Origin of the sequence: Solibacillus sp. FSL K6-1126 (assembly GCF_038003445.1) — a bacterium.
GTDB lineage: Bacteria > Bacillota > Bacilli > Bacillales_A > Planococcaceae > Solibacillus > Solibacillus silvestris.
The window spans coordinates 2,553,790-2,579,274 of sequence record NZ_JBBOPD010000001.1 but is presented as its reverse complement, the minus strand read 5'-3'; the positions used below and the strand labels follow the sequence as shown (position 1 = coordinate 2,579,274).

At 41.5% G+C, this 25,485-nt stretch carries 26 protein-coding genes; 23 read left to right on the top strand and 3 right to left on the bottom strand.

Translation table 11 applies throughout. The features are described 5' to 3' along the window. Positions 1-25: 25 nt before the first annotated feature. The 10 genes from MHH44_RS12780 (at position 26) to MHH44_RS12735 (ending at position 12,811) form a co-directional block, all read left to right on the top strand. Positions 26-1,120 (top strand): Leu/Phe/Val dehydrogenase, encoded by a 1,095-nt coding sequence (locus MHH44_RS12780; RefSeq protein WP_008404213.1) that lies wholly within the window; start codon positions 26-28, stop codon positions 1,118-1,120. A 56-nt stretch (positions 1,121-1,176) separates the two neighbouring features. Then, the gene (gene lpdA, locus MHH44_RS12775; protein WP_340798783.1) at positions 1,177-2,586 is read left to right on the top strand and encodes a dihydrolipoyl dehydrogenase; all 1,410 of its coding nucleotides are present in this window, start codon (positions 1,177-1,179) and stop codon (positions 2,584-2,586) included. A gap of 20 nt (positions 2,587-2,606) precedes the next feature. Further along, complete coding sequence (locus MHH44_RS12770) at positions 2,607-3,620, top strand: thiamine pyrophosphate-dependent dehydrogenase E1 component subunit alpha (RefSeq protein WP_008404211.1); 1,014 nt, start codon at positions 2,607-2,609, stop codon at positions 3,618-3,620. After that, positions 3,620-4,603 (top strand): alpha-ketoacid dehydrogenase subunit beta, encoded by a 984-nt coding sequence (locus tag MHH44_RS12765; protein WP_087616229.1) that lies wholly within the window; start codon positions 3,620-3,622, stop codon positions 4,601-4,603. Before MHH44_RS12770 ends, MHH44_RS12765 begins: the two co-directional genes overlap by 1 nt. A 72-nt stretch (positions 4,604-4,675) precedes the next feature. Then, complete coding sequence (locus tag MHH44_RS12760) at positions 4,676-6,028, top strand: dihydrolipoamide acetyltransferase family protein (protein ID WP_340798782.1); 1,353 nt, start codon at positions 4,676-4,678, stop codon at positions 6,026-6,028. Between the two features lie 132 nt (positions 6,029-6,160). After that, positions 6,161-7,840 carry a methylmalonyl-CoA mutase family protein gene (locus tag MHH44_RS12755; protein ID WP_340798781.1) on the top strand — a complete coding sequence of 560 codons (1,680 nt, stop codon included), beginning with the start codon at positions 6,161-6,163 and terminating at the stop codon, positions 7,838-7,840. Further along, positions 7,837-9,987, top strand: coding sequence for a methylmalonyl-CoA mutase (scpA, locus tag MHH44_RS12750; protein ID WP_008404205.1), 2,151 nt, complete (start codon positions 7,837-7,839; stop codon positions 9,985-9,987). The genes MHH44_RS12755 and scpA overlap by 4 nt, the downstream gene beginning before the upstream one ends. Positions 9,988-9,989: 2 nt before the next feature. Beyond that, entirely contained in the window at positions 9,990-11,072 is a 1,083-nt protein-coding gene (gene meaB / locus MHH44_RS12745; RefSeq protein WP_061550142.1) for a methylmalonyl Co-A mutase-associated GTPase MeaB, read from the top strand. Between the two features lie 264 nt (positions 11,073-11,336). Further along, complete coding sequence (locus MHH44_RS12740) at positions 11,337-11,777, top strand: BrxA/BrxB family bacilliredoxin (protein ID WP_340798779.1); 441 nt, start codon at positions 11,337-11,339, stop codon at positions 11,775-11,777. A 77-nt stretch (positions 11,778-11,854) separates the two neighbouring features. Then, complete coding sequence (locus tag MHH44_RS12735) at positions 11,855-12,811, top strand: aromatic acid exporter family protein (RefSeq protein ID WP_065215718.1); 957 nt, start codon at positions 11,855-11,857, stop codon at positions 12,809-12,811. Between the two features lie 246 nt (positions 12,812-13,057). Here MHH44_RS12735 and prli42 read toward each other — a convergent pair whose 3' ends face one another. Then, entirely contained in the window at positions 13,058-13,153 is a 96-nt protein-coding gene (gene prli42, locus MHH44_RS12730; RefSeq protein ID WP_008404197.1) for a stressosome-associated protein Prli42, read from the bottom strand. 205 nt (positions 13,154-13,358) lie between these two features. Here prli42 and mce point away from each other — a divergent pair, with 205 nt between their 5' ends. The 4 genes from mce to MHH44_RS12710 all read left to right on the top strand — a co-directional run bounded on the left by mce (position 13,359) and on the right by MHH44_RS12710 (position 16,517). Beyond that, the gene (gene mce, locus MHH44_RS12725; RefSeq protein ID WP_008404195.1) at positions 13,359-13,772 is read left to right on the top strand and encodes a methylmalonyl-CoA epimerase; all 414 of its coding nucleotides are present in this window, start codon (positions 13,359-13,361) and stop codon (positions 13,770-13,772) included. Positions 13,773-13,774: 2 nt separating this feature from the next. After that, positions 13,775-15,343, top strand: coding sequence for an acyl-CoA carboxylase subunit beta (locus tag MHH44_RS12720; RefSeq protein ID WP_008404193.1), 1,569 nt, complete (start codon positions 13,775-13,777; stop codon positions 15,341-15,343). A 286-nt stretch (positions 15,344-15,629) separates the two neighbouring features. Next, positions 15,630-16,121, top strand: a complete 492-nt coding sequence (locus MHH44_RS12715; RefSeq protein ID WP_340798778.1) for a tetratricopeptide repeat protein — start codon at positions 15,630-15,632, stop codon at positions 16,119-16,121. Positions 16,122-16,133: 12 nt separating this feature from the next. Next, positions 16,134-16,517, top strand: coding sequence for a hypothetical protein (locus tag MHH44_RS12710; protein WP_008404189.1), 384 nt, complete (start codon positions 16,134-16,136; stop codon positions 16,515-16,517). Positions 16,518-16,519: 2 nt separating this feature from the next. Here the strand turns inward: MHH44_RS12710 and MHH44_RS12705 are convergent, their stop codons facing one another. Next, positions 16,520-16,906, bottom strand: a complete 387-nt coding sequence (locus MHH44_RS12705; RefSeq protein ID WP_008404187.1) for a general stress protein — start codon at positions 16,904-16,906, stop codon at positions 16,520-16,522. Positions 16,907-17,054: 148 nt separating this feature from the next. Here MHH44_RS12705 and MHH44_RS12700 point away from each other — a divergent pair, with 148 nt between their 5' ends. The 5 genes from MHH44_RS12700 to MHH44_RS12680 all read left to right on the top strand — a co-directional run bounded on the left by MHH44_RS12700 (position 17,055) and on the right by MHH44_RS12680 (position 21,214). Next, a complete protein-coding gene (locus MHH44_RS12700) occupies positions 17,055-17,747 on the top strand; it encodes an AIM24 family protein (RefSeq protein WP_008404184.1) in 693 nt (230 codons plus the stop codon). Between the two features lie 28 nt (positions 17,748-17,775). Continuing rightward, positions 17,776-18,516, top strand: a complete 741-nt coding sequence (locus MHH44_RS12695) for an AAA family ATPase (RefSeq protein WP_014823501.1) — start codon at positions 17,776-17,778, stop codon at positions 18,514-18,516. A gap of 66 nt (positions 18,517-18,582) precedes the next feature. Continuing rightward, the gene (locus MHH44_RS12690) at positions 18,583-19,563 is read left to right on the top strand and encodes a hypothetical protein (protein WP_008404179.1); all 981 of its coding nucleotides are present in this window, start codon (positions 18,583-18,585) and stop codon (positions 19,561-19,563) included. Positions 19,564-19,610: 47 nt separating this feature from the next. Further along, on the top strand, positions 19,611-20,720 hold the full coding sequence (locus MHH44_RS12685) for a M20/M25/M40 family metallo-hydrolase (RefSeq protein WP_340798777.1): 1,110 nt from the start codon (positions 19,611-19,613) through the stop codon (positions 20,718-20,720). Positions 20,721-20,731: 11 nt separating this feature from the next. Next, entirely contained in the window at positions 20,732-21,214 is a 483-nt protein-coding gene (locus tag MHH44_RS12680; RefSeq protein ID WP_008404176.1) for a chemotaxis protein CheW, read from the top strand. 41 nt (positions 21,215-21,255) lie between these two features. On the opposite strand, the gene MHH44_RS12675 is transcribed toward MHH44_RS12680, so the two are convergent. Beyond that, positions 21,256-21,906, bottom strand: a complete 651-nt coding sequence (locus tag MHH44_RS12675; protein ID WP_008404175.1) for a DedA family protein — start codon at positions 21,904-21,906, stop codon at positions 21,256-21,258. Between the two features lie 105 nt (positions 21,907-22,011). Here MHH44_RS12675 and MHH44_RS12670 point away from each other — a divergent pair, with 105 nt between their 5' ends. The 4 genes from MHH44_RS12670 to MHH44_RS12655 all read left to right on the top strand — a co-directional run bounded on the left by MHH44_RS12670 (position 22,012) and on the right by MHH44_RS12655 (position 25,255). Then, a complete protein-coding gene (locus tag MHH44_RS12670; protein WP_008404174.1) occupies positions 22,012-22,512 on the top strand; it encodes a DUF1648 domain-containing protein in 501 nt (166 codons plus the stop codon). A 357-nt stretch (positions 22,513-22,869) separates the two neighbouring features. Beyond that, on the top strand, positions 22,870-23,364 hold the full coding sequence (locus MHH44_RS12665) for an RNA polymerase sigma factor (RefSeq protein ID WP_065216067.1): 495 nt from the start codon (positions 22,870-22,872) through the stop codon (positions 23,362-23,364). Further along, entirely contained in the window at positions 23,354-24,229 is an 876-nt protein-coding gene (locus MHH44_RS12660; protein ID WP_340798775.1) for a dehydrogenase, read from the top strand. The genes MHH44_RS12665 and MHH44_RS12660 overlap by 11 nt, the downstream gene beginning before the upstream one ends. A gap of 147 nt (positions 24,230-24,376) precedes the next feature. Beyond that, positions 24,377-25,255, top strand: coding sequence for a M23 family metallopeptidase (locus MHH44_RS12655; protein WP_340798774.1), 879 nt, complete (start codon positions 24,377-24,379; stop codon positions 25,253-25,255). Positions 25,256-25,485: the final 230 nt, after the last annotated feature.

Below are 25,485 nucleotides of genomic sequence, written 5' to 3'. Positions count from 1 at the left end.
TTCTTGAGTGGAGGGGTATAGTGTTATGGAAATTTTCAAGTACATGCAGAAATATGATTTTGAACAAGTAGTCTTTTGCCAAGATGAGGCATCGGGGTTAAAAGCGGTTATTGCTATTCATGATACAACATTGGGTCCAGCTCTTGGGGGTTCGCGCATGTGGACATATGCCTCAGAGGAAGCAGCTATTGAAGATGCACTACGTCTAGCACGCGGCATGACTTATAAGAATGCGGCGGCAGGCTTAAATCTAGGTGGCGGTAAAACAGTTATTATTGGAGATCCGTTCAAGGATAAAAACGAAGAAATGTTCCGTGCATTAGGACGTTTCATTCAAGGTCTGAATGGTCGATATATTACGGCGGAAGATGTAGGCACAACGGTTGCCGATATGGATTTAATTCATGAAGAAACAAATTATGTGACAGGTATCTCACCGGCATTCGGCAGCTCTGGCAATCCATCGCCAATTACAGCATACGGTGTATTTTTAGGGATGAAGGCAGCAGCAAAAGAAGCGTTTGGGGATGATTCGCTGGCAGGTCGTAAAGTAGCGGTTCAAGGTCTTGGGAATGTTGCGTATACATTATGTGAATACTTGTATAATGAAGGAGCGAAACTAATCGTAACTGACATTAATCAGCAAGCAATCGACCGTGTCGTTGCAGACTTTGGAGCGGTAGCTGTAGCACCTGACGAGATTTACGCACAAGATGTGGACATTTTCTCGCCGTGTGCTCTTGGCGCAATTGTTAATGATCAAACGATTCCGACGTTCAAAGCGAAGGTTATCGCTGGATCTGCAAACAATCAGCTGGCAGAATCAAGACATGGTAAAGTACTGCATGATTTAGGGATTGTTTATGCACCGGATTACGTGATTAATGCAGGCGGGGTTATTAACGTAGCAGACGAGTTATACGGCTATAATCGTGAACGTGCAATGAAGCGTGTTGAAACGATTTACACAAGCTTGGAAAAGATTTTTGCAATATCAAAAGAAGAAGATATTCCGACTTATTTGGCAGCAAACCGTTTAGCAGAAGAGCGTATTGCTCGTGTAGCGAAATCCCGCAGTCAGTTCCTTCAAAACGAAAAAAATATTTTAAACGGTCGCTAAAAAGCGATTACGAAAGAAGAAATTGATTTTGTAACTGGAAAAAAGGGGTGTCGGTTATGGCAAAAGATTATGATGTCGTTATTTTAGGCGGAGGCACAGGCGGTTATGTAGCCGCGATCCGTGCGTCACAGCTAGGATTGAAAACGGCAATCGTCGAAAAAAATAAAATGGGGGGTACATGCCTGCATGCGGGCTGTATTCCGACAAAAGCATTGCTCCGAAGTGCGGAAGTATATGTGCAATCAAAAAAGGCACTTGATTTTGGGGTGGAAGTAAACGACGTCAAAATCGACTTTGAACGTGTCCAACAAAGAAAGTCTAGTGTTGTAGATAAACTTTACAAAGGCGTTCAGCACTTGATGAAAAAAGGGAAAATTGATGTATATGATGGTTTCGGCCGTATTTTAGGACCATCTATTTTCTCCCCGATGCCAGGTACAATATCGGTGGAAATGAATGATGGCACAGAAAATGAGATGCTTGTGCCGCAAAACGTCATCGTTGCGACCGGTTCTCGCCCCCGTACATTGGACGGTTTGAAAGTTGATGGGAAAAAGGTGTTCACGTCAGATGAATTTCTGACGATCGAAAAGCTTCCGAAGTCAGCCATTATTATCGGTGGTGGTGTAATCGGTGTCGAGTGGGCGTCAATGCTCACTGATTTTGATGTCGAAGTCACGATCATAGAGTTAGGTGACCGTCTGCTGCCGACTGAAGATGCAGCAATTTCAGCGGAGATGCTGAAATCTTTGAAAAAGCGCGGAGTGAACGTTCATTTCAATGTAAAACTCGATCCTTCGGCAATTGATACAAAGGAAAATGTATCGCTTCAAGTAAATGATGAAACCATTTCAGCGGAAGCACTTTTACTTTCAGTTGGAAGGGTAGCAAACACGTCAAATATCGGCTTGGAAAACACAGAAATCGAACTGAACAATGGATATATTTCAGTAAACGAACATTTCCAGACGAAAGAACGTCATATATATGCTATAGGAGACGTCATCGGCGGTATGCAGTTGGCACATGTTGCTTCACATGAAGGAATTCGTGCTGTCGAGCATATTGCGGGACAGAATTCGATTCCTCTACATTATGCAAATATTGCACGAGGCGTCTACAGTAATCCGGAAGTCGCAAGTGTCGGACTTACAGAAGAGCAAGCAAAAAACAACGGCTATAAAGTTGTGACAACGACATTCCCGTTTAAAGCGATCGGTAAAGCGATTGTGTATGGTGAAACAGCAGGCTTTGTGAAAGTAGTTGCGGATGAAAGTTCAAATGATGTTGTCGGTGTCCATTTAATTGGACCGCATGCAACGGATTTAATATCTGAAGCTGCACTAGGCTTGTTTTTAAATGCCTCGCCATGGGAAGTTGGACAGATGGTGCATTTGCATCCTTCATTAAGCGAAATCATCGGGGAAGCCGCGCTGGCGATTGAAGGGAAAGCGATTCATTTTTAAGAGTGACAAGGGGGTATTTTATGACTGACATTACAACAATAACACATGAACAACTTGGGTTAACGGATGAAGATGTACTGAAAATGTACGAAACGATGTTAATGGCACGCCGCATTGATGAGCGGATGTGGCTGTTAAACCGTGCAGGAAAAATACCGTTTGTTATTTCATGCCAAGGACAAGAGGCAGCTCAAGTAGGTGCTGCCTTTGCCCTTGATCATACAAAGGATTATATTGCGCCGTACTATCGTGATATGGGGGTTGTCCTTCATTTTGGGATGACGGCAAAAGATTTAATGCTTTCGGCGTTTGCGAAAGCGGAAGACCCAAACTCTGGCGGGCGTCAAATGCCGGGACACTTCGGGCAAAAGAAAAATCGTATACTTACGGGTTCTTCTCCTGTAACGACACAAGTACCGCATGCGGTCGGTGTCGCACTTGCAGGGAAAATGCAGCAAAAGGACTTTATCACATTTGTAACACTCGGTGAAGGTTCGTCAAACCAAGGAGACTTCCATGAAGGGGCAAACTTTGCGGGAGTGCATAAATTGCCGGTTATTATCATGGTAGAAAACAACCAATATGCCATTTCTGTTCCGGTTGAGCGACAACTGGGTTGTGCACAAGTATCTGACCGTGCAATCGGCTACGGGATGCCTGGTGTAACGGTAGACGGCAAAAATCCGCTGGAAGTATACAAAGTGGTGAAAGAAGCGGCTGATCGTGCTCGACGCGGTGAAGGGCCTTCACTGATCGAAACGGTTTCGTTCCGACTGACAGCCCATTCTTCTGATGATGATGATCGTCAATATAGAACAGCTGAGGATATTGCAGAAGGAAAAGCAAAAGACCCGATTATTTTATTTGAAACATACTTAAAAGACTGTGGTGTAGCAGACGATGCGTTATTGGAACAAATGAACAAAAAAATTATGGATACTGTCAATGAAGCGACAGATTATGCAGAAAATGCAGCTTATGCCCCGCCAGAACATGCATTGCGTTTTGTGTATGCGGAAGGAGAAGATGCGTAATGCCGGTAATTTCTTATATTGATGCGATTAACTTAGCAATGAAAGAAGAAATGGAGCGAGATGACAGTGTCTTCGTATTAGGTGAAGATGTTGGGTTGAAAGGCGGGGTGTTCAAAGCGACAACAGGCCTGTATGACCAATTCGGGGAAGCGCGCGTATTGGATACACCGTTAGCTGAAAGTGCGATTGCCGGTGTTGCAATCGGTGCAGCGATGTACGGCATGCGTCCAATTGCTGAAATGCAGTTTGCGGACTTTATTATGCCTGCTGTAAACCAGATTGTTTCGGAAGCGGCGAAAATCCGTTACCGTTCAAACAATGACTGGAGCTGTCCTTTAGTTGTGCGTGCACCATTTGGTGGGGGAATTCATGGTGCCCTTTATCACTCGCAATCGGTTGAAGCAATGTTTGCAGGTACTCCTGGCTTGAAAATTGTCATTCCGTCCACACCGTATGATGCGAAAGGGTTATTAAAAGCAGCCATTCGCGACCCAGATCCGGTTCTGTTTTTCGAGCATAAACGTGCATACCGTCTTATTAAAGGGGAAGTGCCGACAGATGATTACACATTGCCAATCGGAAAAGCCGATGTGAAGCGTGAAGGCGATGATGTGACAGTTATTACGTATGGCCTTGCAGTACATTTTGCATTGCAGGCAGCAGAGCGTCTAGCAAAAGACGGTATCGAAACGCATATTTTAGATTTACGTACTGTTTACCCGTTAGATCAAGAAGCCATTATTGAAGCTGCAAGAAAAACAGGGAAAATTCTACTGATTACTGAGGATAATAAAGAAGGCAGCATTTTGGGTGAAGTGGCGGCCATCATTGCTGAGCATTGCTTATTTGAACTGGATGCACCGATCAAGCGTCTCGCAGGGCCGGATGTTCCCGCAATGCCATATTCACCAACAATGGAAAAGTTCTTTATGATTAATCCTGATAAAGTAGAAAAAGCAATTCGCGAACTTGCAGAATTCTAGTTATTAGAATTGGGGTTGTATAAGAATCCTAAATAAACAGCAAAGGCCTATTAGTTAAAGGGGGATTGTTTAATGACAATTCAAAATATCGTCATGCCGCAACTTGGAGAAAGTGTGACAGAAGGTAAGATTGAACGCTGGCTTGTCCAAGTGGGAGATAAAGTAAATAAATATGATCCATTAGCAGAAGTAACAACAGATAAAGTTAATGCCGAAATCCCTTCTTCGTTTGCAGGGGTAATTACAGAGTTAATCGCAAACGAAGGTGAAACGTTGCCGGTAGGCGCGGTTGTATGCGCAATTGAAGTGGAAGGCTCCGAAATGCCGCCAGCTCCAGTTGAAAAAAGCTCGAATGTCAGCTCAGCAATTCTAAATGCCGGCTCACAGAAAAAAGAAGAAGACGAACCGGCAGCGAAAAAAGAAGACAAACCGGTGCGCACAGAACGCAAGCCGGGTCGTTTTTCACCTGCAGTTTTAGCATTGGCAAATGAACACGATGTCGACTTGGCCCAAATTACCGGCACAGGTGTCGGCAATCGGATTACAAGAAAAGATGTTGAAGCATATGTTGCAGCAGGTAAGCCGACAAGTCAGGATATTTCGAATGACGAACAACCAACAGCATTTGCTGAGCCAAAACAGGAAGCGTCAGCACAAGCGTCCACGCAAGGCGCGACACAAGCACCGGCGTCTCAGCCGAAACAAGAGGTTCCAGTTGCTGCTGGAGACATTGAAATTCCGGTTACACAAGTGCGTAAAGCAATTGCAAAAAATATGCTGCGCAGCACACATGAAATTCCGCATGCATGGATGATGATGGAAGTGGATGTGACAGAGCTTGTTGAATACCGCGATAGCATAAAAGAAGATTTCAAGAAAAAAGAAGGATTTAATCTGACGTATTTTGCATTTTTCCTAAAAGCGGTCTCCCAGGCGCTAAAAGAATTCCCGATCATCAATTCTGTTTGGGCGGAAGATAAAATTATTCAAAAGAAGGATATTAATTTATCGATTGCTGTAGCTACTGATGATGCATTATTCGTGCCGGTTATCAAAAATGTCGATGAAAAATCGATTAAAGGCATTGCGAAAGAAATTCATGAATATGCACATCTTGTACGCAACGGAAAACTGAAATTGGAGCATATGCAAGGTGGTACATTTACAGTCAACAATACCGGATCATTTGGTTCTGTTCAGTCAATGGGCATTATCAATCATCCACAGGCAGCAATTTTGCAGGTGGAAAGTATTGTAAAAAGACCTGTAATAGTACAGGGTAATATGATTGCTCCACGCTCTATGGTGAATTTATGTTTATCATTAGATCATAGAATTTTAGATGGTATGATTTGTGGGAAATTCTTATCTCGTGTGAAAGAAATTCTCGAAAATGTCGATAAAGAGAAGATGTCAGTCTACTGAAAATGCCGTGAAAGCCTGTAAAATAAGGCTTTCACGTTTTTTTTCTCTTTATTGTCAGAACATTCTCGTGTAAACTATAGTACAGAAATATAACAAGGGGGGAAGCTACTTAGCGACCACATGTCAATGAATATGAAAGAGATCGAATTTCAAACAGCCAGCTATGAGCAGTGGAAGGAAGAAGCGATTAAAGCATTAAAAGGAAAACCGTTTGAATCCTTATTTACAAAGACAATTGAAAATATCACGCTTGACCCACTTTATACAGAAGAAAGCTTAATCGAAAAATTGGGAGAGCAACTGGAGAAACAAGTATCAACAATCCGTTCTTTAACAAAACAGACAAGCTTCACTGTTGCACAGCAAATCGCTGGCAATGATGCAGCCAGCTTTTTTGCCAATATCGAGGATAGCTTATCGCGCGGCAATGAAATGATTACAATCAACAGCCCGATTGCATTTGACTGGTCTGAACAAGACAGCGAAAAACTCGCTTCTTATTTATCGGAAAATTCATTTAAATTTATCGTCGCTTCTGCTGAAGATGCAGTGCTGGATGTATTCAAATATATTGACGAAGCTAAACGTAAAGACGTTGTAGGCTATATTGTTTCACCTGAAACAATAGAATTAGCTAACTATCCAAATGTCCGCACGTTTTGTGCAAATACGATTCCATTCCATAATGACGGCGCTAATGCGGTACAAGAGCTTGCTATTGCGCTTGCACAAGCAGCTAAACTTGCTAATACGGTAGAAGATTTTAAAGCATTTGAACAGAAGTTTTTCGTACAGTTCGCTGTCGATACACAATTCTTTGCAGAAGTAGCAAAACTTCGTGCCTTCAAAGTATTATGGAAAGCGTTTGCTTCAGCATTCGGCAATGAAGCAAGCGCTGTCCCGGTCGTAGTGGAAACTTCGGTACGCAGCTTCTCGAAATATGATGTTTATGTAAATTTATTACGTGCAGGCAATGAAGCATTCTCAGCGGCAATCGGTGGTGCAGATGTTATTACGGTACATCCGCATGATGCATTGACAGGTGTGACAGGTCAGTCGGTCCGTATTGCGCGCAATGTCTCCCTTGTGACGAAAGAAGAGTCGCATGTAACAAATGTAATCGATCCATCAGGCGGTTCGTACTTTATCGAATCATTAACAGCAGACTATGTAAAAGAAGCATGGGCACTGTTTTTGGAAATCGAAATTGCTGGTGGATTGGAAGCATACGGCATCAATGCTCATATTGAGGAAGTGTATGCGGCACGCATGAAGCAAGTGGAAACACGCAAGCACTCATTAATCGGTACAAATATTTATGCAAACCCGCAAGATGGGGTAGCAACTACTGAAAATGCTCAATTTGCAGGTGTAAAACGTCTTGCCATTCCATTTGAAAACCTGCGTGCTACTTATGCACAAACTGGCATCAAAGCAGCGATTTTAACATTCGGCGAGCTGAAAAATTATAAGCCGCGCGCAGATTTTGTACAAGGATTCTTTGCGACAGCAGGCATCGTCGCATACCAAACAGCAGGCTTCCAAACAATTGAGGATGCAACAACTTGGCTGGCAAGTGCAGACTATGACTATGTAGTAGTAGCAGCAACGGATGAAGATACAAAGGCCATTATTCCGGCATTACTTGAAAACAAAAAGCAAACAGCTGTATTGGATGCAGCGGGTAAATATAAAGAAGAAGAAGAAGCGGCGTGGACTGCAGCAGGCTTAAACGGCTTTATTTATGCAGGTCAAAACATCGCCCGCAAGCTATCGGATGTCGTGATGAGCGTGAAGGGGGTACAACAATGAGCAAAGCAAATTTCGCAACAGTTGTCATTGAAGATGTATTAAAACAAGAGCAACTTACTTCTACAGGCTCGTACGTCACAAATGAAGGCATTGAAGTAAATTCGGTTTACAATAAAGAAGATATTCAAGATGCAAAACATTTAAAAGATGTGGCTGGTATCGCGCCAAATACACGTGGCCCATACCCGACAATGTATGTAGCGCGTCCGTGGACAGTACGTCAATATGCAGGTTTCTCAACTGCGGAAGAATCAAATGCTTTTTACCGTCGTAACTTGGCAATGGGTCAAAAAGGGCTTTCAGTAGCATTCGACTTGGCAACACACCGCGGTTATGACTCGGATCATCCTCGTGTAACAGGGGATGTCGGAAAAGCCGGCGTTGCAATCGATTCAGTTGAAGATGCAAAAATTTTATTCGACGGCATTCCACTTGATCAAATGTCGGTATCGATGACGATGAACGGTGCAGTATTACCGATTCTTGCATTCTACATCGTTGCAGCAGAAGAACAAGGAGTATCGCCTGATAAATTGGCCGGTACGATCCAAAACGACATTTTAAAAGAATACATGGTACGTAACACATATATTTACCCACCGGCAATGTCGATGAAAATCATTGCAGATATTTTTGAATATACGGCGAAATTCATGCCGAAATTCAACTCGATTTCCATTTCGGGTTACCATATTCAAGAAGCGGGTGCGACAAATGATATCGAGCTTGCGTATACATTGGCAGACGGTCTTGAATATGTACGTACAGGTTTAAAAGCAGGTATTGACATTGATGCATTTGCACCGCGTTTATCGTTCTTCTGGGCGATCGGTATGAACTATTACATGGAAGTTGCGAAAATGCGTGCAGCACGTCGCATCTGGGCACAAATGATGTCTACATTCAATCCGAAAAACTCGAAGTCTCTTGCATTGCGTACACACTCGCAAACATCAGGCTGGAGTTTAACGGAACAAGATCCATTCAATAACGTAACACGTACATTGATCGAAGCGAACGCGGCAGCAATGGGCCATACTCAGTCGCTTCATACAAACGCACTGGATGAAGCAATTGCTTTACCAACGGACTTCTCTGCTCGTATTGCACGTAATACTCAGCTATTCCTGCAAGAAGAAACAGGAATGACAAAAGTAATCGATCCATGGGGCGGCTCGTACTATGTTGAAAAACTGACAGATGAACTGACAGAGAAAGCGTGGGCATTAATCGAAGAAATCGAAGCTCTTGGCGGAATGGCGAAAGCGATTGAGACAGGACTTCCAAAAATGAAAGTTGAAGAAGCAGCGGCTAAACGTCAGGCGAAAATCGACTCAAAAACAGAAACGATTGTCGGTGTAAACAAATACCGTCTTGCTGAAGAAGATCCAATCGACATTTTAGATATCGACAATGCGATCGTACGTGAATCACAAATTGCCCGCCTTGAAAAAATGAAGGCAACACGTGATGAAGCAGAGGTGCAAAAACATTTAGCACGCTTAACGATGGCGGCTGAAGACGGCTCTGAAAACTTATTGGCCGTTGCAGTGGATGCAGCAAGAGCACGTGCATCATTAGGTGAAATTTCGGATGCGATTGAAGCAGTATCTGGCCGTCATAAAGCGGTTATCCGCTCAATTTCAGGTGTCTACTCTGCAAACTTCTCGGATGATGAAATGATATCAGAAGTGAAGCAAATGACAGAAGACTTCCTGGAAGCAGAAGGTCGCCGTCCACGTATTTTAGTGGCGAAGATGGGACAAGACGGACATGACCGTGGTGCGAAGGTTGTTGCAACTGGTTATGCGGACTTAGGTTTCGATGTCGATATTTCTCCATTGTTCATGACACCAGAAGAAACAGCACAAATGGCAAACGAAAACGACGTACACTGTATCGGAGTATCTTCTTTAGCTGCGGGTCATAAAACATTAGTGCCTGAACTTGTAGCTGAATTGAAGAAATTAGGTCGTGAGGACATTATCGTCATTTGCGGTGGGGTAATCCCAGCTCAAGACTATGAGTTCCTATATGAAGCAGGTGCAGCGGCTATCTTCGGGCCAGGTACTGTGATTCCAGTATCGGCAATTCGCATTATAGAAGAAATTTATAAAAAGTTAGGTTATGAGGAAGTGGCAGAGTAGTGATGCCACAAGACGAGAAAAGCGCTTTATTTGTCATGGATGGTGTGAAGGGTGGTCATGATGGTATGAGCTATTCAAACCCAAAGAAATTCCGTAAAAAAAAGCAGGAAGCACTTGATTTACAGACGCTGGCTGGCGAAGTGCGTGCGGGTAATCGTACTTCGCTCGCTAAAGCGATAACGCTCATTGAAAGCTCGAACAATGCCCATAAAGAAGAAGCACAGAAGCTGCTGCAGGAGTTGTTGCCTTTTACGGGCAATTCAATCCGTATTGGCATCACCGGTGTACCGGGTGCAGGGAAAAGTTCGTTTATTGAAGCATTCGGTACGATGCTGTGCAAAATGGGCAAGCGCGTTGCGGTTCTTGCAATCGACCCGAGCTCGTCGCTTTCAGGCGGCAGTATTTTAGGGGATAAAACCCGGATGGAAGAACTGGTGCGCCAGGAAAATGCATTTGTCCGTCCTTCGCCGAGTGCCGGTACATTAGGCGGCGTCCACAAAAAGTCCCGCGAAACAATGCTTTTATGCGAAGCAGCAGGCTATGACGTCATTTTGATTGAAACAGTCGGTGTCGGTCAAAGTGAAACGTATGTGCGCGGCATGGTCGACTTCTTCCTGCTGCTTGTCTTAACAGGTGCGGGAGATGAGCTTCAAGGGATGAAGAAGGGCATTATGGAGCTTGCAGACGGCATTATCGTCCATAAAGCGGATGGGGACAATGTGCGTCCTGCACGCCGGACAATGCAGGAATACAAGCAGATCCTTCATTTCCTTCAGCCATCTACTCCTGGCTGGCTCAGTACGTCACTGACCGTATCGTCCCTTGAAAAAAAGGGGCTCGACATAGTATGGGATATGCTGATGGAATTTGAGCAGACGATTAAGCAATCGAATTATTGGACGACACGTCGCCATGAACAAACGCGCGACTGGTTCCATACAATGATTACCGATCATTTAATAGATTCGTTCTATAATAATCCGGAACGTAAAAAGCAGGTCCGGTCACTTGAGGAAGAAATATTGCATGGCCAGCTAACGGTTACACAAGGGGTTAATGCATTATTTGGCGAAAAAAATGAATAAATCAATTACGCCAAGGCGTAATTGTGTCCAGATTTTTTGAGTTTGGACCCACACGAAGTGGGTCAGTCAGCCGTTCGCATGATGCGACGCTTTTAGGCTGGAAATCTCTATAATTCCTTTAAAAAATCTGTGACATCCGCCGGAGGCTTATTTTCATTCAGCGGGAGTTTCCGCTGAATGAAAATAATGATAATCAAGAGTCTTTGCACATCTTTCGTAACCTTGCTATGATAAAAAGGAACATAGAAAGGGGCTAAAAAGCTTATGAACATGGATTATGATTTATTTATGCAACAAATTACAACGACTGCACGTGCAGAGATGGAAGCAGCAGGTTATGAGCAACTGTTCACTCCGGAAGATGTGGAAGCAGCGTTTGCTCGTAAAGGAACAACTCTTGTTATGGTGAATTCTGTATGTGGCTGTGCTGGTGGTATTGCACGTCCTGCAGCAACACATGCTGTACATTATGATAAACGTCCTGACTATTTAGTAACAGTATTTGCTGGTCAAGATAAAGAAGCAACAGCAGCAGCACGTTATTATTTCGGTGAAGATCACATTCCATCATCACCATCATTCATATTATTGAAAGATGGACAAGTTGTAGGAGAAGTTGGCCGCTTTGAAATCGAAGGACATGACCCAATGAGCGTTGTAACAAACCTTCAAGGTCACTTCGAGGAAAACTGCGAAGAAATCTAATACTACTAGAGTTATTGTGTAACGGGTGCGTATTGAACGTACCCGCTGCACACCTATAACGGGGGAGTTCAACCGATATGAAGAAATTTTCAATCGGCTATCGTACATTAAAAACAGCCATTGGTGCTGCTGTTGCGATAGCAATTGCCCAATATTTTGATTTGCAGTTTTTCACGGCAGCTGGTATTCTGACGATTTTAAGCATTCAACCAACAAAACGTAAATCTCTCCATGCAGTGTATACCCGGATTGTTTCAACATTTATCGGGATCGCTTATGCATTTGTATTTTTCAAAATATTCGGTTATTCACCGGTTGTTTTGGGAGTTGTCATGATTCTTTTCATTCCGACAATCGTTTCGCTGAGAGTTGTGGAAGGTTTTATCTCAAGTTCGGTTATTATGATGCATATTTATTTGACCGCCAATTTTACGGCAGATTTGCTAATTAATGAGTTTTACTTAATGGCAATCGGTTATGGGGTTGGTTTAGTCGTTAATATGTATATGCCGGATATTCAGCAAGGCCTGTATTACCACCGTGAGAAAATGGAGTCGTTATTGAAGAAAATTCTTGCAGAAATTGCAGGGTATCTAAGAGATGGCGATACATTATGGGACGGTCATGAACTGATTGAGGCGGCGAAAGTGGTCGAAGCAGGAAAAGCACTGGCATTCCAAGATGTTGAAAACCACGTGACTCGTAAAGAAAATACATATTACTTGTATTTTGATATGCGTGAAAGACAGCTGGAGATTATTGAGCGCGTGTTGCCGAAAATTACTTCACTGCCGGTAATGACGGAGCAGGCTACTTTAATTGCAGCGTTTATGGAAGACTTGAGCGAGCACGTCCATTCAGGAAACACAGCAAGCCGCTTTTTGGAAAAGCTCGACAAAGTAAAAGAAGAGTTCGCCAAAATGCCATTGCCAACCGATCACGAAACATTCCTCGCCATGGCGGCATTGTACCAGTTTATTGAAGAAATGGATGAATACCTGGTCATCAAGCAATCGTTCAAGGGGATGAAATAATACGGAACATGATGGGACGGCAACTTTTGATTTAAATGCAAATTGATTGGAATGAAGGGGAGGCGACTCCAGCGGGAACAGCCCGAGGGAGAGCAATAGGAACAAAAGCTAAGAACGCCACGTCTTGTGGCAACGCTTTTGAGACCAACATAGTGTTGGCCTCGGGCCCGCGGAAAGCGTCCGACCCGGAATGGAAATCAACTTCAGAAACCGGATGAATTAAAAAAATGGATGCATAAACATCCATTACATAATTGCTGCGACACCCATTGCAACAGTTGAGATTAACATGATAACAACCATTGAATAAACGACTATTTTTTGAAACTTTTTGTTGCTCATTCTTTTCGCTCCTTCAATATGAACTAGTACTAGTTTATCAAATTTGAAGGAATTCTCAAGTACATTAGATTTTACATTTTCGAAATTTTAAAATTTTTTTATCGGGATTCCAAATACCCAATAAAAAAAGAAGCCTCCAACAGATGTCCGGACACGCTTCAGATGTGGAGGAATTAATAATTTTATTCAAAAGGGAGTCAGTACCGTGGAAAAAGTGGATCATATCGGCATTGCCGTTCGTAATATTGAAGAACGTATTACATATTACACAGAAACGCTAGGCTTGAAATTATTAAAGATGGAAGAAGTAGAATCACAGCAAGTAAAAGTTGCTTTTATCGATGCAGGCAATGTAAAAATTGAGCTGCTTGAGCCAATGAGTGAAAAAAGCGCGATTCATGGATTTTTGGAAAAGCGCGGAGAAGGCATTCACCATGTTGCATTCGGCGTAACTGGTATTCGTGAGCGCATGGCTGAACTTCGTGACAAAGGTGTACGACTATTATCTGAAGAGCCGGGACCAGGTGCTGGCGGCGCAGAAGTAGCATTTTTACACCCGAAAGACTCATATGGTGTACTTTACGAATTATGCGATAAAAGCGGAAAAGGGGATAAATAACGATGACAACAATGACAGTAACTCCAGATATGTTTGATAAAATTAATGAGCTTTATGACCGTAAAGAAGCGATCCAGCTTGGTGGCGGAGATGCGCGTATCGAAAAGCAACATGAAAAAGGGAAAATGACTGCCCGTGAACGTATTGATATGTTATTGGATGACGGGTCATTCGTTGAAATCAATCCTTTCATCACACACCGTACTGTTGACTTTGGTATGGATAAACTGGAAGGTCCTGGTGACGGCGTAGTTACTGGTTTCGGTAAAATCAATGGCCGTAATGTATATCTATTCGCACAAGACTTCACAGTATTCGGTGGTGCGCTTGGTGAAATGCATGCGAAAAAAATCGCAGCGGTAATGGACTTGGCAGCGAAAAACGGTACACCATTTATTGGTATTAACGATTCTGGCGGTGCTCGTATTCAAGAGGGTGTATTGTCTCTTGACGGATACGGTCATATTTTCTACCGTAACTCAATCTATTCTGGTGTTATTCCGCAAATCTCGGTAATTATGGGGCCATGTGCTGGTGGTGCCGTTTATTCACCAGCGATTACTGACTTTATTTTAATGGTTGATAAAACATCTCAAATGTTCATTACAGGCCCTAAAGTAATTGAAACAGTAACGGGTGAGAAAATTTCTGCTGAAGGCCTTGGCGGATCTAAAGTGCACAATGCAACTTCAGGAAATGCCCACTTCCGTGCTGAGAACGAAGAAGCTGCAATTGCGCAAATTCAGCAATTACTTTCTTACTTACCACAGAACAACCGAGAAAAAGCACCAAAACAAGCTGCTCCAGAAGGCGATAACTTCCGTTCAGAGCTTGTTGATGTGGTACCGATTGACCAAACAAAATCTTATGATGTTCGTAAAGTAGTAGAGCAAGTAGTAGATGAAGGTTCATTCATGGAAGTGCAAAAAGAATTCGCGAAAAACATCGTTGTTGGTTTTGCACGTATCGCGGGAGAATCAGTTGGTTTAGTATGTAACCAGCCGAAGTTCTTAGCGGGCGGATTAGATATTGATTCATCTGATAAATTAGCTCGTTTCGTACGTACATGTGACGCATTTAACGTGCCTGTTATTACATTTGAAGACGTATCCGGCTTCTTCCCGGGTGTTAAACAAGAACATGGTGGGATTATCCGTCATGGTGCGAAAATTTTGTATGCTTACTCAGAAGCAACTGTACCGAAAATTACAGTTATTTTACGCAAAGCATACGGCGGTGCGTACGTAGCATTGAACTCAAAAGCAATCGGCGCGGATTTAGTATTTGCTTGGCCAAATGCGGAAATTGCAGTAATGGGTGCTGCTGGTGCGGCAAACATCATTCATGCAGGTGAAATTGCGAAATCGGCTGATCCGGAAGCAACACGAGCAGCGAAAATTGAAGAATACAAAGAAAAATTTGCAAATCCTTATGTAGCGGCATCACGCGGTATGGTTGACGATGTTATCGATCCACGTGAAACACGTATCAAGTTAATTCAAGCATTGGATATGCTATCAACAAAGCAGGAAGACCGTCCTTACAAAAAGCACGGGAACATTCCACTCTAATTTTTAAGTAAAGTACCCTAAGAAACATCTCTTAAATGATTTGTATACTATACAATCATTTTTGAGGTGTTTTTTGTTTTTAAAAGTTCAGAAGGAAACAGAACAGAAAAAGAAGGATAAAATATTAGGAATTTATCAAAAATTAACCACCTATTAAATGTAAATACTCCTTTTTTATTATAGTGAAATTTACAAAAAGCCATTATGCTAAAGAAAGGGAAAGACTGTAAAAAATTAACGGGATTTTCATTGAATACTTACACAGAGTGACAGGAGGACTTGATGGATGAATGAAAGGAATCAACTACAGAGAGCAATAGATTTAAGAAGTAATGGAGAATTACAGCAATCCAATCAGCTATTATTGGATCTAGTTGAACAACATCCTAACGATGCCTATGTAAATTACCAGTGTGCTTGGAGCTTCGATGTGCTTGGAGAAGAGTCCAAAGCTGTACCGTATTATAAAGAGGCAATTCAAGGTAATTTGAATGAAGAAGATTTAGCGAATGCTTATTTAGGTCTTGGAAGTACATATAGAACATTAGGGGAGTACGAAAATTCAAAACATATGCTTGAAAAAGGGTTAAAGAAGTTTCCACACAATTTAGCCATTCAAGTATTTTATGCGATGACGTTGTTTAACTTGAATGAACACGAGCGCTCCATGGAGCTTCTATTAAAAAATTTAGCGAGCACTTCCTCTGACCCTCAAATTCAGACATACAAAAAATCTATAATATTTTATAGTGATAAACTGAATGAAGTGTGGAAGTGAGGAATCAAATAATTGAGGCAAAATATTGAGTTTGCACCTTTTAGGATGAAATTAACTAAGGTTGTAAACTACTTAGTCTATACAGGGATGGTCAGCCTGATCGGCTATAGCTGTTATTTCATATCGATGTTGTTTATTGGTTCTATGCTGTTTACTGCAGCAGATGCGCCACCGGGAGATATTTCGAATTCAGGCAGATTGCTGACCATTGCCTTTCAAGCTTTTGGAACGTTCATTGTGCTACTTATTTACAGCATTGTTCATTGGAGCATTGCATCGCTTCTGAACATACCGTTTCCAAAGCGATTTATCTTCATTTTAAATTTAATTGTCATTAGTTTGGTCACTGGTGCGTTAATTTTAAAATTCATTATCATCAACGGCAGTTTTTTATAAAATTACTCTACTGCTTTAGACAGATTGAAAGCCGCTTGCTGTTTTTTCTTCTCCTTTTCATACGGGTGTTCGTGCTCGGCAAAAAGGAAGATTGCCCCGAGATCAATGCCATGACCGTAATGGGCAGTTTCTTCAGGGGTTAGGTGCAATATGCGTAAGCTCACTTCATATACATTTTGGCGTGTTATAAAACTGATAAGTTTGTCAAACCAATTGCCGGCAAGGTGGACTTGAATATCGGTATACATTTTCAGTGATTGTAGAGGATGGTTATCTTTTGAAAACACATGGATTTCATGCTCGTAAAAACCGTGCCCCCTAATCATGTTCAGTTTTGTCATAGCTTCCTCAATACTGTACACTAAAGCAATTTCACGTCGATACTCCATCATGATCACCTCTTTTTTATTGTAATGGAATTTTTCATGAGATAGTAGTGATAAAAATCAATCATGCATTAATACAATTGTAAAATGCAGAAAATTCGAAACCTATACAGTAATTAATCCGTAGAACATAAAAAGGGAGGTTTTACTTATGGGGAACTATTCCATTCGCGATTTTGTAAACAAGACGCAGCAAGACCAGAATGAAAACGATTATTTTGAATTGGAAACTGATCGCGTACTCGAAGTGAATCTTAATGGGGAAGTATGGTCAAAAATGGGCGCGATGATCGCCTATGTCGGTTCGATCAAATTTGAGCGTGAACGGATTCTGGAACATGGCGTATCGAAAATGTTCAAGAAAGCATTGACAGGTGAAGGAACTCAACTAATGAAAGCGAAAGGCAAAGGCCGGTTATATTTAGCGGACCAAGGGAAAAAGATTACAATTTTTGATTTGCAGAACGAAAGCTTGTGCGTGAACGGCAATGATCTGCTCGCGTTTGAGCCATCGATAAATTGGGATATTCGTCTTATGCGCAAGATGGCTGGTATGATGGCAGGCGGCTTATTCAATGTGATGCTGGACGGCAAAGGAAAAGTGGCGATTACAACCCATTTTGAACCGTTAACATTAATCGTGAAGCCGGGTGAAACTGTGTATACGGACCCGAATGCCACAGTTGCGTGGTCCGGGAATTTGAAACCAGAGTTTGTAACGGATATTACGTTCCGCACACTCATTGGACGCGGCAGCAATGAATCTATTCAAATGGCCTTTTCCGGTGAGGGATTTGTCATCATTCAACCATTTGAAGAAGTGTATTTATCGTCGGATTCATAATAGTTGCGGTAAAGTAAGGAGAAACCAGATGTTTTTAAAATCAGTCAAACTAAAAAAAGAACAAATATTGGACTATAGCGAGTACCCGTTCTCAATTCCATTTATTCGCCATATGGATGAGCTGGATGTGGATGCACGGGTCACGTTTTTTGTTGGAGAAAACGGTGCAGGTAAATCAACATTGCTAGAAGCCATTGCGGATCAGATCGGTTTCAATCCGGCAGGGGGGAGCACACAAAACTATAAGGCATATGAAGTGCATCAATCCGAATCCGCACTTGGAGATTATGTGAAACTCTCCTGGTGGCCAAAAGTAACGAACGGATTTTTTCTTCGCGCGGAAACATTTTACCAGTTTGCCTCGCATTTGGATGATACCGATGAAAATGGCTACAAAGCATACGGGGGGAAATCACTTCATCATCAATCACACGGGGAATCATTTTTCTCACTGTTCCAGCATCGGTTCACAGGTCAAGCGATTTATTTACTGGATGAGCCGGAAGCCGCGTTATCCCCGACAAGACAGCTAGCGTTTTTAACATTGATGAATGATTTGGTGAAACAGGGCAATGTCCAATTCATTATCGCAACTCATTCACCGATTTTACTCGGGTACCCAGGAGCGGTCATTTATCAATTTGATGAAGATGGCATCGAGCAAGTTGAATACGAAGAAACCGAACATTATCAAATTACCTCATACTTTTTGCAGCACCGTGAAAAAATGCTGCAGGATCTGTTCGAGGAAGATGAGGATGAACTGTAATATCAATCGAAGTGATGCAGATTGCACGGCTGCTTAGCAGCATGTATAAACAAGGGAGTGAATAAAATGGGATGGCAGCAATTGCAACAGCAAGCAGAGCAATATCACATTCAACTATTGGAAGCGGAAAAACTGAGCAAAAAAATCGAAAGTCTTGAACTTCAAATTCAACATGTAAAGCAGAATGTTGAGCAGCATGAACGAGATTTGCAAAACACACGCCAACAATTGAATAAACTCGAGGAATTTTCTTTCGTCAATCTTTTCCGCGGCTGGTCCGGGAAAAAGGATGAGCTAATCGAGCAAAATATGGACTCTGTAGCAGTTACCGAGCTGAAGCTGGTAGAAGCTCAGTTAACGTTTAAAGATTTACAAGAAGACCGGATTAAACTTGTTCAACAATTGAGCACGATAAATGTTTCCGCAATCCGTGAACAGCTAAAGAAAATAGAAGACGAAAAGCAAGTGTGGCTAATGGCGAATGCACCTGCAGCAGCGAAGGAATTGACGGTCATTACTGAACAGGAGCTTTTATGCAAACAGCTGAAAACCGAGATCCATGAAGCGATCGATGCGGGTAAACAGGCATTTAATAAGCTGACAGATGCCGGCTCCCAATTGCAGGACGCCAAATCCTACTCAACATGGGATACATTTTTAGGCGGGGGCTTTATCGCAACAGCGTTAAAGCACGACAAACTCGAAGAAACGAACAGCTATTTGCATGAAGCGCAAATGGCCCTACAACGTTTCCAAAATGAACTGCTGGATATTAAAGAGATGCGTCAAAATACACTGGAAGTTCATACGGATGGTTTTGTGATGTTTACGGATTACTTTTTCGATAATATTTTCACTGATTGGTCAATTCACTCTAAAATTACAACAGCAATCGATCAAATTTCGCGCGTGCAGGACGATGTGGCGAATACACTTCGCGATTTAAAGCAAAAATTGAGCATGACAATCGAAAAAGAACAGGCACTTCTAATAGAAAAAGAAAGCATTTTAAATGCCGATGATCAATCATTGTTTTTTCAAAAATAGAGGCGTACAATAAAGCGTAAACTAGTTATTTAAAGGAGTTATCGATTATGAACCGAGTAGTAGAAGAGTTTTTAGAATTAGTGCAAATTGATTCAGAAACTAAACATGAACAAGTGATTGCACCTATTTTAGTAAAAAAATTAGAAGAAATGGGCTTTGATATTTTTCAGGATGATGCACATACACGTAACGGCCACGGTGCAGGCAATATTATCGCAACATTAAAAGGCGATGAGTCAATCGAGCCAATTTATTTTACAGTACATATGGATACAGTCGTGCCGGGCAAAGGCATTAAACCGGAAATTCGTGAAGATGGCTATATTTATTCTGACGGCACAACGATTCTTGGCGCGGATGATAAAGCAGGTATCGCAGCATTATTTGAAATGGCACGTCGTTTAAAAGAAAAGGATAGCGTACATGGTACAATCCAGTTCATCATTACAGCAGGCGAAGAAAGCGGATTAGTTGGCGCTAAGGAACTCGATCCTTCAAAAATCATCGCCAAATACGGTTTTGCGGTTGATAGTGACGGCAAAGTGGGCGGTATTGTAGTTGCAGCACCATTCCAGGCAAAAGTATTTACAAAAATTATCGGTAAAACCGCACATGCTGGCGTTGCACCTGAAAAAGGGATTTCGGCGATTACTGTTGCAGCAAAAGCTGTTGCCCAAATGAAATTAGGTCGTCTCGATGAAGAAACGACAGCGAATATCGGTCGTTTTGAAGGTGGTAAAGCAACAAATATCGTATGTGATGAAGTATCAATTCTTGCGGAAGCTCGTTCGATTGATGAAACAAAACTGAATGCTCAAACTGATCATATGAAAGAAACATTTGAACGTGTGGCACAAGAGATGGGTGCGCGTGCTGAAGTTGAAGTGAAGTTAATGTACCCAGGTTTCCGTGCGACAGAAGAAGATCAAGTTGTGAAAGTTGCTAAAGCAGCGGTTGAAGCAATTGGTCGTACACCACAGCTCGGTATTTCAGGCGGCGGTAGTGATGCGAACGTTATCGCTGGGTTCGGTATTCCTACTGTAAACTTATCGGTTGGCTATGAGGAAATTCATACAACAAACGAAAGAATGCCGGTTGAAGAACTAGAAAAACTGGCGGATCTATTGGAAGAAATCGTTGTTCAAACAACGAAATAAGAGGTATCCATATGAGCATTGAAAAAGCAGTCGTATTTTTATGCGGCACAGAACAATATGCTGTGCCGGTTGAGCAGGTTGTTTCGATTGAAAAGCTGGAGCGTGTAACTCCGATTCCTCATTTACCGAACTACTTGCTCGGCTTTACGCGAATTCGAGGGGAACTTACACCAATAATCGATTTTCAGACCATTTTATACAATCGCCCGACAAATACACCAACGTCTAAAATTATTGTATTGAAGACAGAGTTGATTAATTATGGATTGGTCGTTGCCGATGCGAAAGAAATTATCGATTTTGAAGAAGGCGTATTAAAGCAGATGGGGCTAGTCAATTATGAAAAGACGAAATATTTTACGGCGGTTGCCAATTTGGAAGACCGCATGATTTCTTGTATTGACCCGAATATTCTCGTTCATTCGTTAGACGGCATCCGTGAAATTATTGAATATTTACATGAAATGAATCAGCAGGAAAATCAAACAAACTAAAAAAAGGAGCTTATCATCTGATCGTGATAGGCTCCATTTTTTCAATCGGCAGTAACTGCCTTTTTTTTGAATTGTTTAACGTACGCATAACCTGTGAAGCTAAATACAAAGATGGAAATGATTGTGAGTGTCAAAACGAGATTTTCCTCAACCCATGGAATATTTCCAAGTAAAAAGCCACCGCCAAGCCAGACAACTGTCCAAAGTACGGCCCCCATGAAGTTATAGCGCAAAAATGTTCCATACGAAAAGCCGGAATATCCGCATATAAATGGTGTCATTGTCCGCATCAACGGTACAAACCGTGAAAACGTAATGGCAACCCGGTCATAGTTTTCCAGGAAGTTCAGAGCTTTTTCATTAGTTTCCTCTGATAAAAAACGCCTAAAGAGATTGCGCTTCGGCGGAATTTTCCGTATCGATTTACCGATAAAATAGTTGCTGCTGTCAGCTAGCGTTGTCGCAATGATAAAGATGATGAGCAATGTCATAAAATCAAGCTTATCGATTGCCGCTAATGTACCACTTGTAAACACCGTACTGTCTCCTGGTAAAAACGTTAAAATCACAAAGGCTGTTTTCGTGAAAACAACCGCAAATAACAGAATATAAATATACAGTCCGAGTTCTTTTATGTAATAAAATATGACTTGGTCGATTTCCCGTAAAAATTGAATAATTTCAAGTAGCATAAGTAGTTCTCCTATCAAGAGGATGATTAAATTCAAGTATAGCGGATATTGGCTGAACATTGCTATAAAAAGTGCTGACTAAAAAAATCTAAAGAGGTGATGGAAATGAGTTTGACAAAGCGCCCTAAAATTGAGATTTCAAAAACAAAATCTGAATGGCTGATGGATATGATCGGCTATATAGCATTAGCAATTATGCTCATTGTGCTATTCATGAACTGGCGAGAACTGCCGAATGAAGTGCCTGCCCATTTTGACGGCAGCGGCAATGTCGACCGCTGGGGCTCTAGATGGGAGCTGTTAATTTTACCGGGCATTGGAATTGTGATGCATTTCTTTTTAATGATTTTCGAAAAATTCCCCGAAACACACAACTATCCGGCCCGAATTAATGAATCCAATGCCGAGGTGTTTTACCGAAATAGTCGTCAAACATTAAATTATATGCGCAATATCATTAATATATTATTCGCTTATATCGTATACCGGTCTGTCACGATTGCATTAGGAGATGCGGCAACAATCGGCTGGCCATTTTTCGTCATAATGGCAGCGCTGTTTGGTGTGCTGATTTGGAAGATGATTAAGATAATGAGGATTAAGTGAATTTAAAAGATTGTGAGCGGAAAGTGGAACTCTCCAATGTAAATTAGAACTTGGAAAGAGAAAAGTAGAATATTTCAAGGCAAAAGTAGAACGCCACTCATAAAGTAGAACACGGCAAGCGGAAATTAGAAAATTTCACGGGTAAGGTGGAACGCACCGGTATGAAAGTAGAACTTACGGCTACGAATGGAGAACTGAACTCGAAAAGTAGAACAATCGGATAGAAAAGTAGAATCCCTATCGAATAACTAAAGCATCTCATAAAGGAGGTGCTTTTTTCAGTGTGCAAAAATTTATTAAAGAAAATTACATATTTCTGTGTTTCGTTCGTCTATACAAGTAAGAGAGGTGATGGATTTGGATTTTGATGAGCTTTATGAGCAGGAGTTCCGCAAAACTTATCAGTACATACGCTACATGGTATCTCACGCACAAGTTGCCGAAGATTTAACACAGGATACGTTTGTGCGAATTTATAAAACGGACTTGACCAAAGTAACCAATTGCCAAACTTATACGAGGCAAGTCGCACGGAATCTTGTTTATGACTATTATCGAAAGAAAGCATTAATAAAGTGGCTTCCATTTACAAATGCCCCGGAGCAGCAGGATTTTGGTTATGTACCGCATGAGTGGCTTATCCAGGAAGAGGACCGAAAACAATTATACGAGGCACTGCAAAAGTTAAAACCAATCCAACGTGAAGTTATCATTTACCGAAAAATCGAGGAGCTTTCAATTCTGGAAACGTGTGACATTATGGGGTTAACTTCGATGAAGGTTGCTAACACACAGCGGAGTGCGATGCAGGCATTGCAGAAAATTTTAGGAGGTGTAATCGATGAAGCTTGATGATCAATTAAAACAGTTAAATGAACTCCCTGAAAATGAATCATTAAAAAAATCCATTTACACCAACATTCATAAAAAACCTGCGAAACCCCGTAAGTCAATGAAGCGATTCCGTGAATTAGGTGTAATGGTGTCAATCTGTTTCATCGGCCTGTTTTTACTGTTCACATCGGACATTCAAAACAACCAGGCAGCATCAGGAGAGATTGCTAAAATTACCTCATATGAAAATAACGGAGAAAAGGGGTTTAGAGGCAGAACTTCGACACTTTTCGTAGGCGTGGAAAATGTTACTATAGATGAATTGACTTATTTATTTGAAAATATTTCAGAGCTCCCTTCTGTCATGGCTCCTCCAAAGAGTGACTTGCATTATGATATTGTCGTGCGGTATAAAAACGGAGAACTTCGAAAATTCGAATTGGCATGGAACTATTTATATGACGTCACCAACAATGCATATTATCCAGGATATGAACAATATCCATCCACTGTTTTAGCTCACTTGGAAAATGCGCATGATCGACTACAATTTCCTGTAATTTTTATTGCGCTAGGGGTTATTGTGATGAACTTGATGTCAACCAGCTACTACAGTCGCCGTCAAATTGAAAGGCCGAAAAAAATTCGTGGATTAGGAATTGCAATGACAATTAGCTTAATCATCCTCGCTGTTTTGGCCGCCTATTACTACTGGTTTGGACCACATTATAAGCCATTGCTCTTGTTATTAGTGCTTGGGTATGGATTAAGCATTTGGTGGCCAATTAAAAAAGAGATTACAAACTTGACCATATTGAAAGTGGAAAAGTACAAAATTATATTTGTTGTCCTGTTGTTCTTTATGTGGATTGCTATGGCGTAAATATTGAAAATGCACAGGCATGGCCGTTCATAAAGAAGCGGCCATGCTTTTGCGTGCGCAGATACTTACAATGGGAAAGGAATTTTTTTGAAACCTTTTATCTGAAAATTCGTATAAATAAACAGGCAAGGAAGAGGAGGCATTTGAATGAATAATCAATTTAAAGAACAGTTCGGTCGGTATTTTTTAGCCGGTGAATTTGAGGAAATCTACGAGAAAACAACAAAGTCGTTTCAGAACCTAGTATCGTTAGAACAATTTCGCCAGCTTTCTTTAGACTATAATTCAAATGTGAGTAGTTATACGTGTATCGTGTCCAATACATTTCAAGGGCTTGATCGGCATATTTGGGTTGATGAAACTTATTCCAAAGCAGTTGTAATAGCATATGACAGGCAGGATATTATTCAGGCAATCTATTTAAAACCGTTTGCAACCTATCCAAACAGCGATCAAATATGGACGAAAAATACATACAACATGCCGATTAATGATGAATGGTATGTTTTTTGGGGCGGCACGAACGAGTTTATCAACTATCATTATCCGTATGAACAGCAGCGTTATGCTTACGATTTAGTCAAAATGGTCAATAACGAAACATATAAAAACTCGACACAGCAAAATGAAAATTACTATGCATTTGGAGACGAAGTCGTAGCACCAGCTGATGGTGTAGTTGTCGAAGTGATTGACGGAATTTCAGACAATGTTCCTGGTGAGATGGATGAAGAAAATCTAGCAGGAAACTATTGCATCATTGCACATGAACACAATGAATTCAGCATGATTGCCCATTTTAAGAAGGATTCTATTTGTGTGAAAACAGGAGATAAAGTGAAAGCAGGTCAACTGCTCGGCTTATGCGGGAATTCTGGCAATTCCTCGGAAGCACATATTCATTTTCAAGTAATGGATCATCAGGATTTCCTGCAAGCAAAATCACTGCGTATCAAATTTCATGGGGGCACAGAACCAATCCAAGGTGATTTTGTGAAGCCTAGCTCAGCAAGCAAACCACAGTGAAATACGTTTGATAAAGTTGCAAAATCTATTTTGTCTGGAAAACTGCTGTTATTGCCTCCCTCGAATAATTGGGCATTTTTTTAGTAGTATAGGCATTCAAAGTGTAGCACAGCTCCCTTTATAGAGGGGCTGTGCTATTTTTACTATATTTATAATGAAAATACCAATCATTTTAAAACAAATAACGAATATTACATCCTATTATTCTTATTTATTTATTTATTTATTTA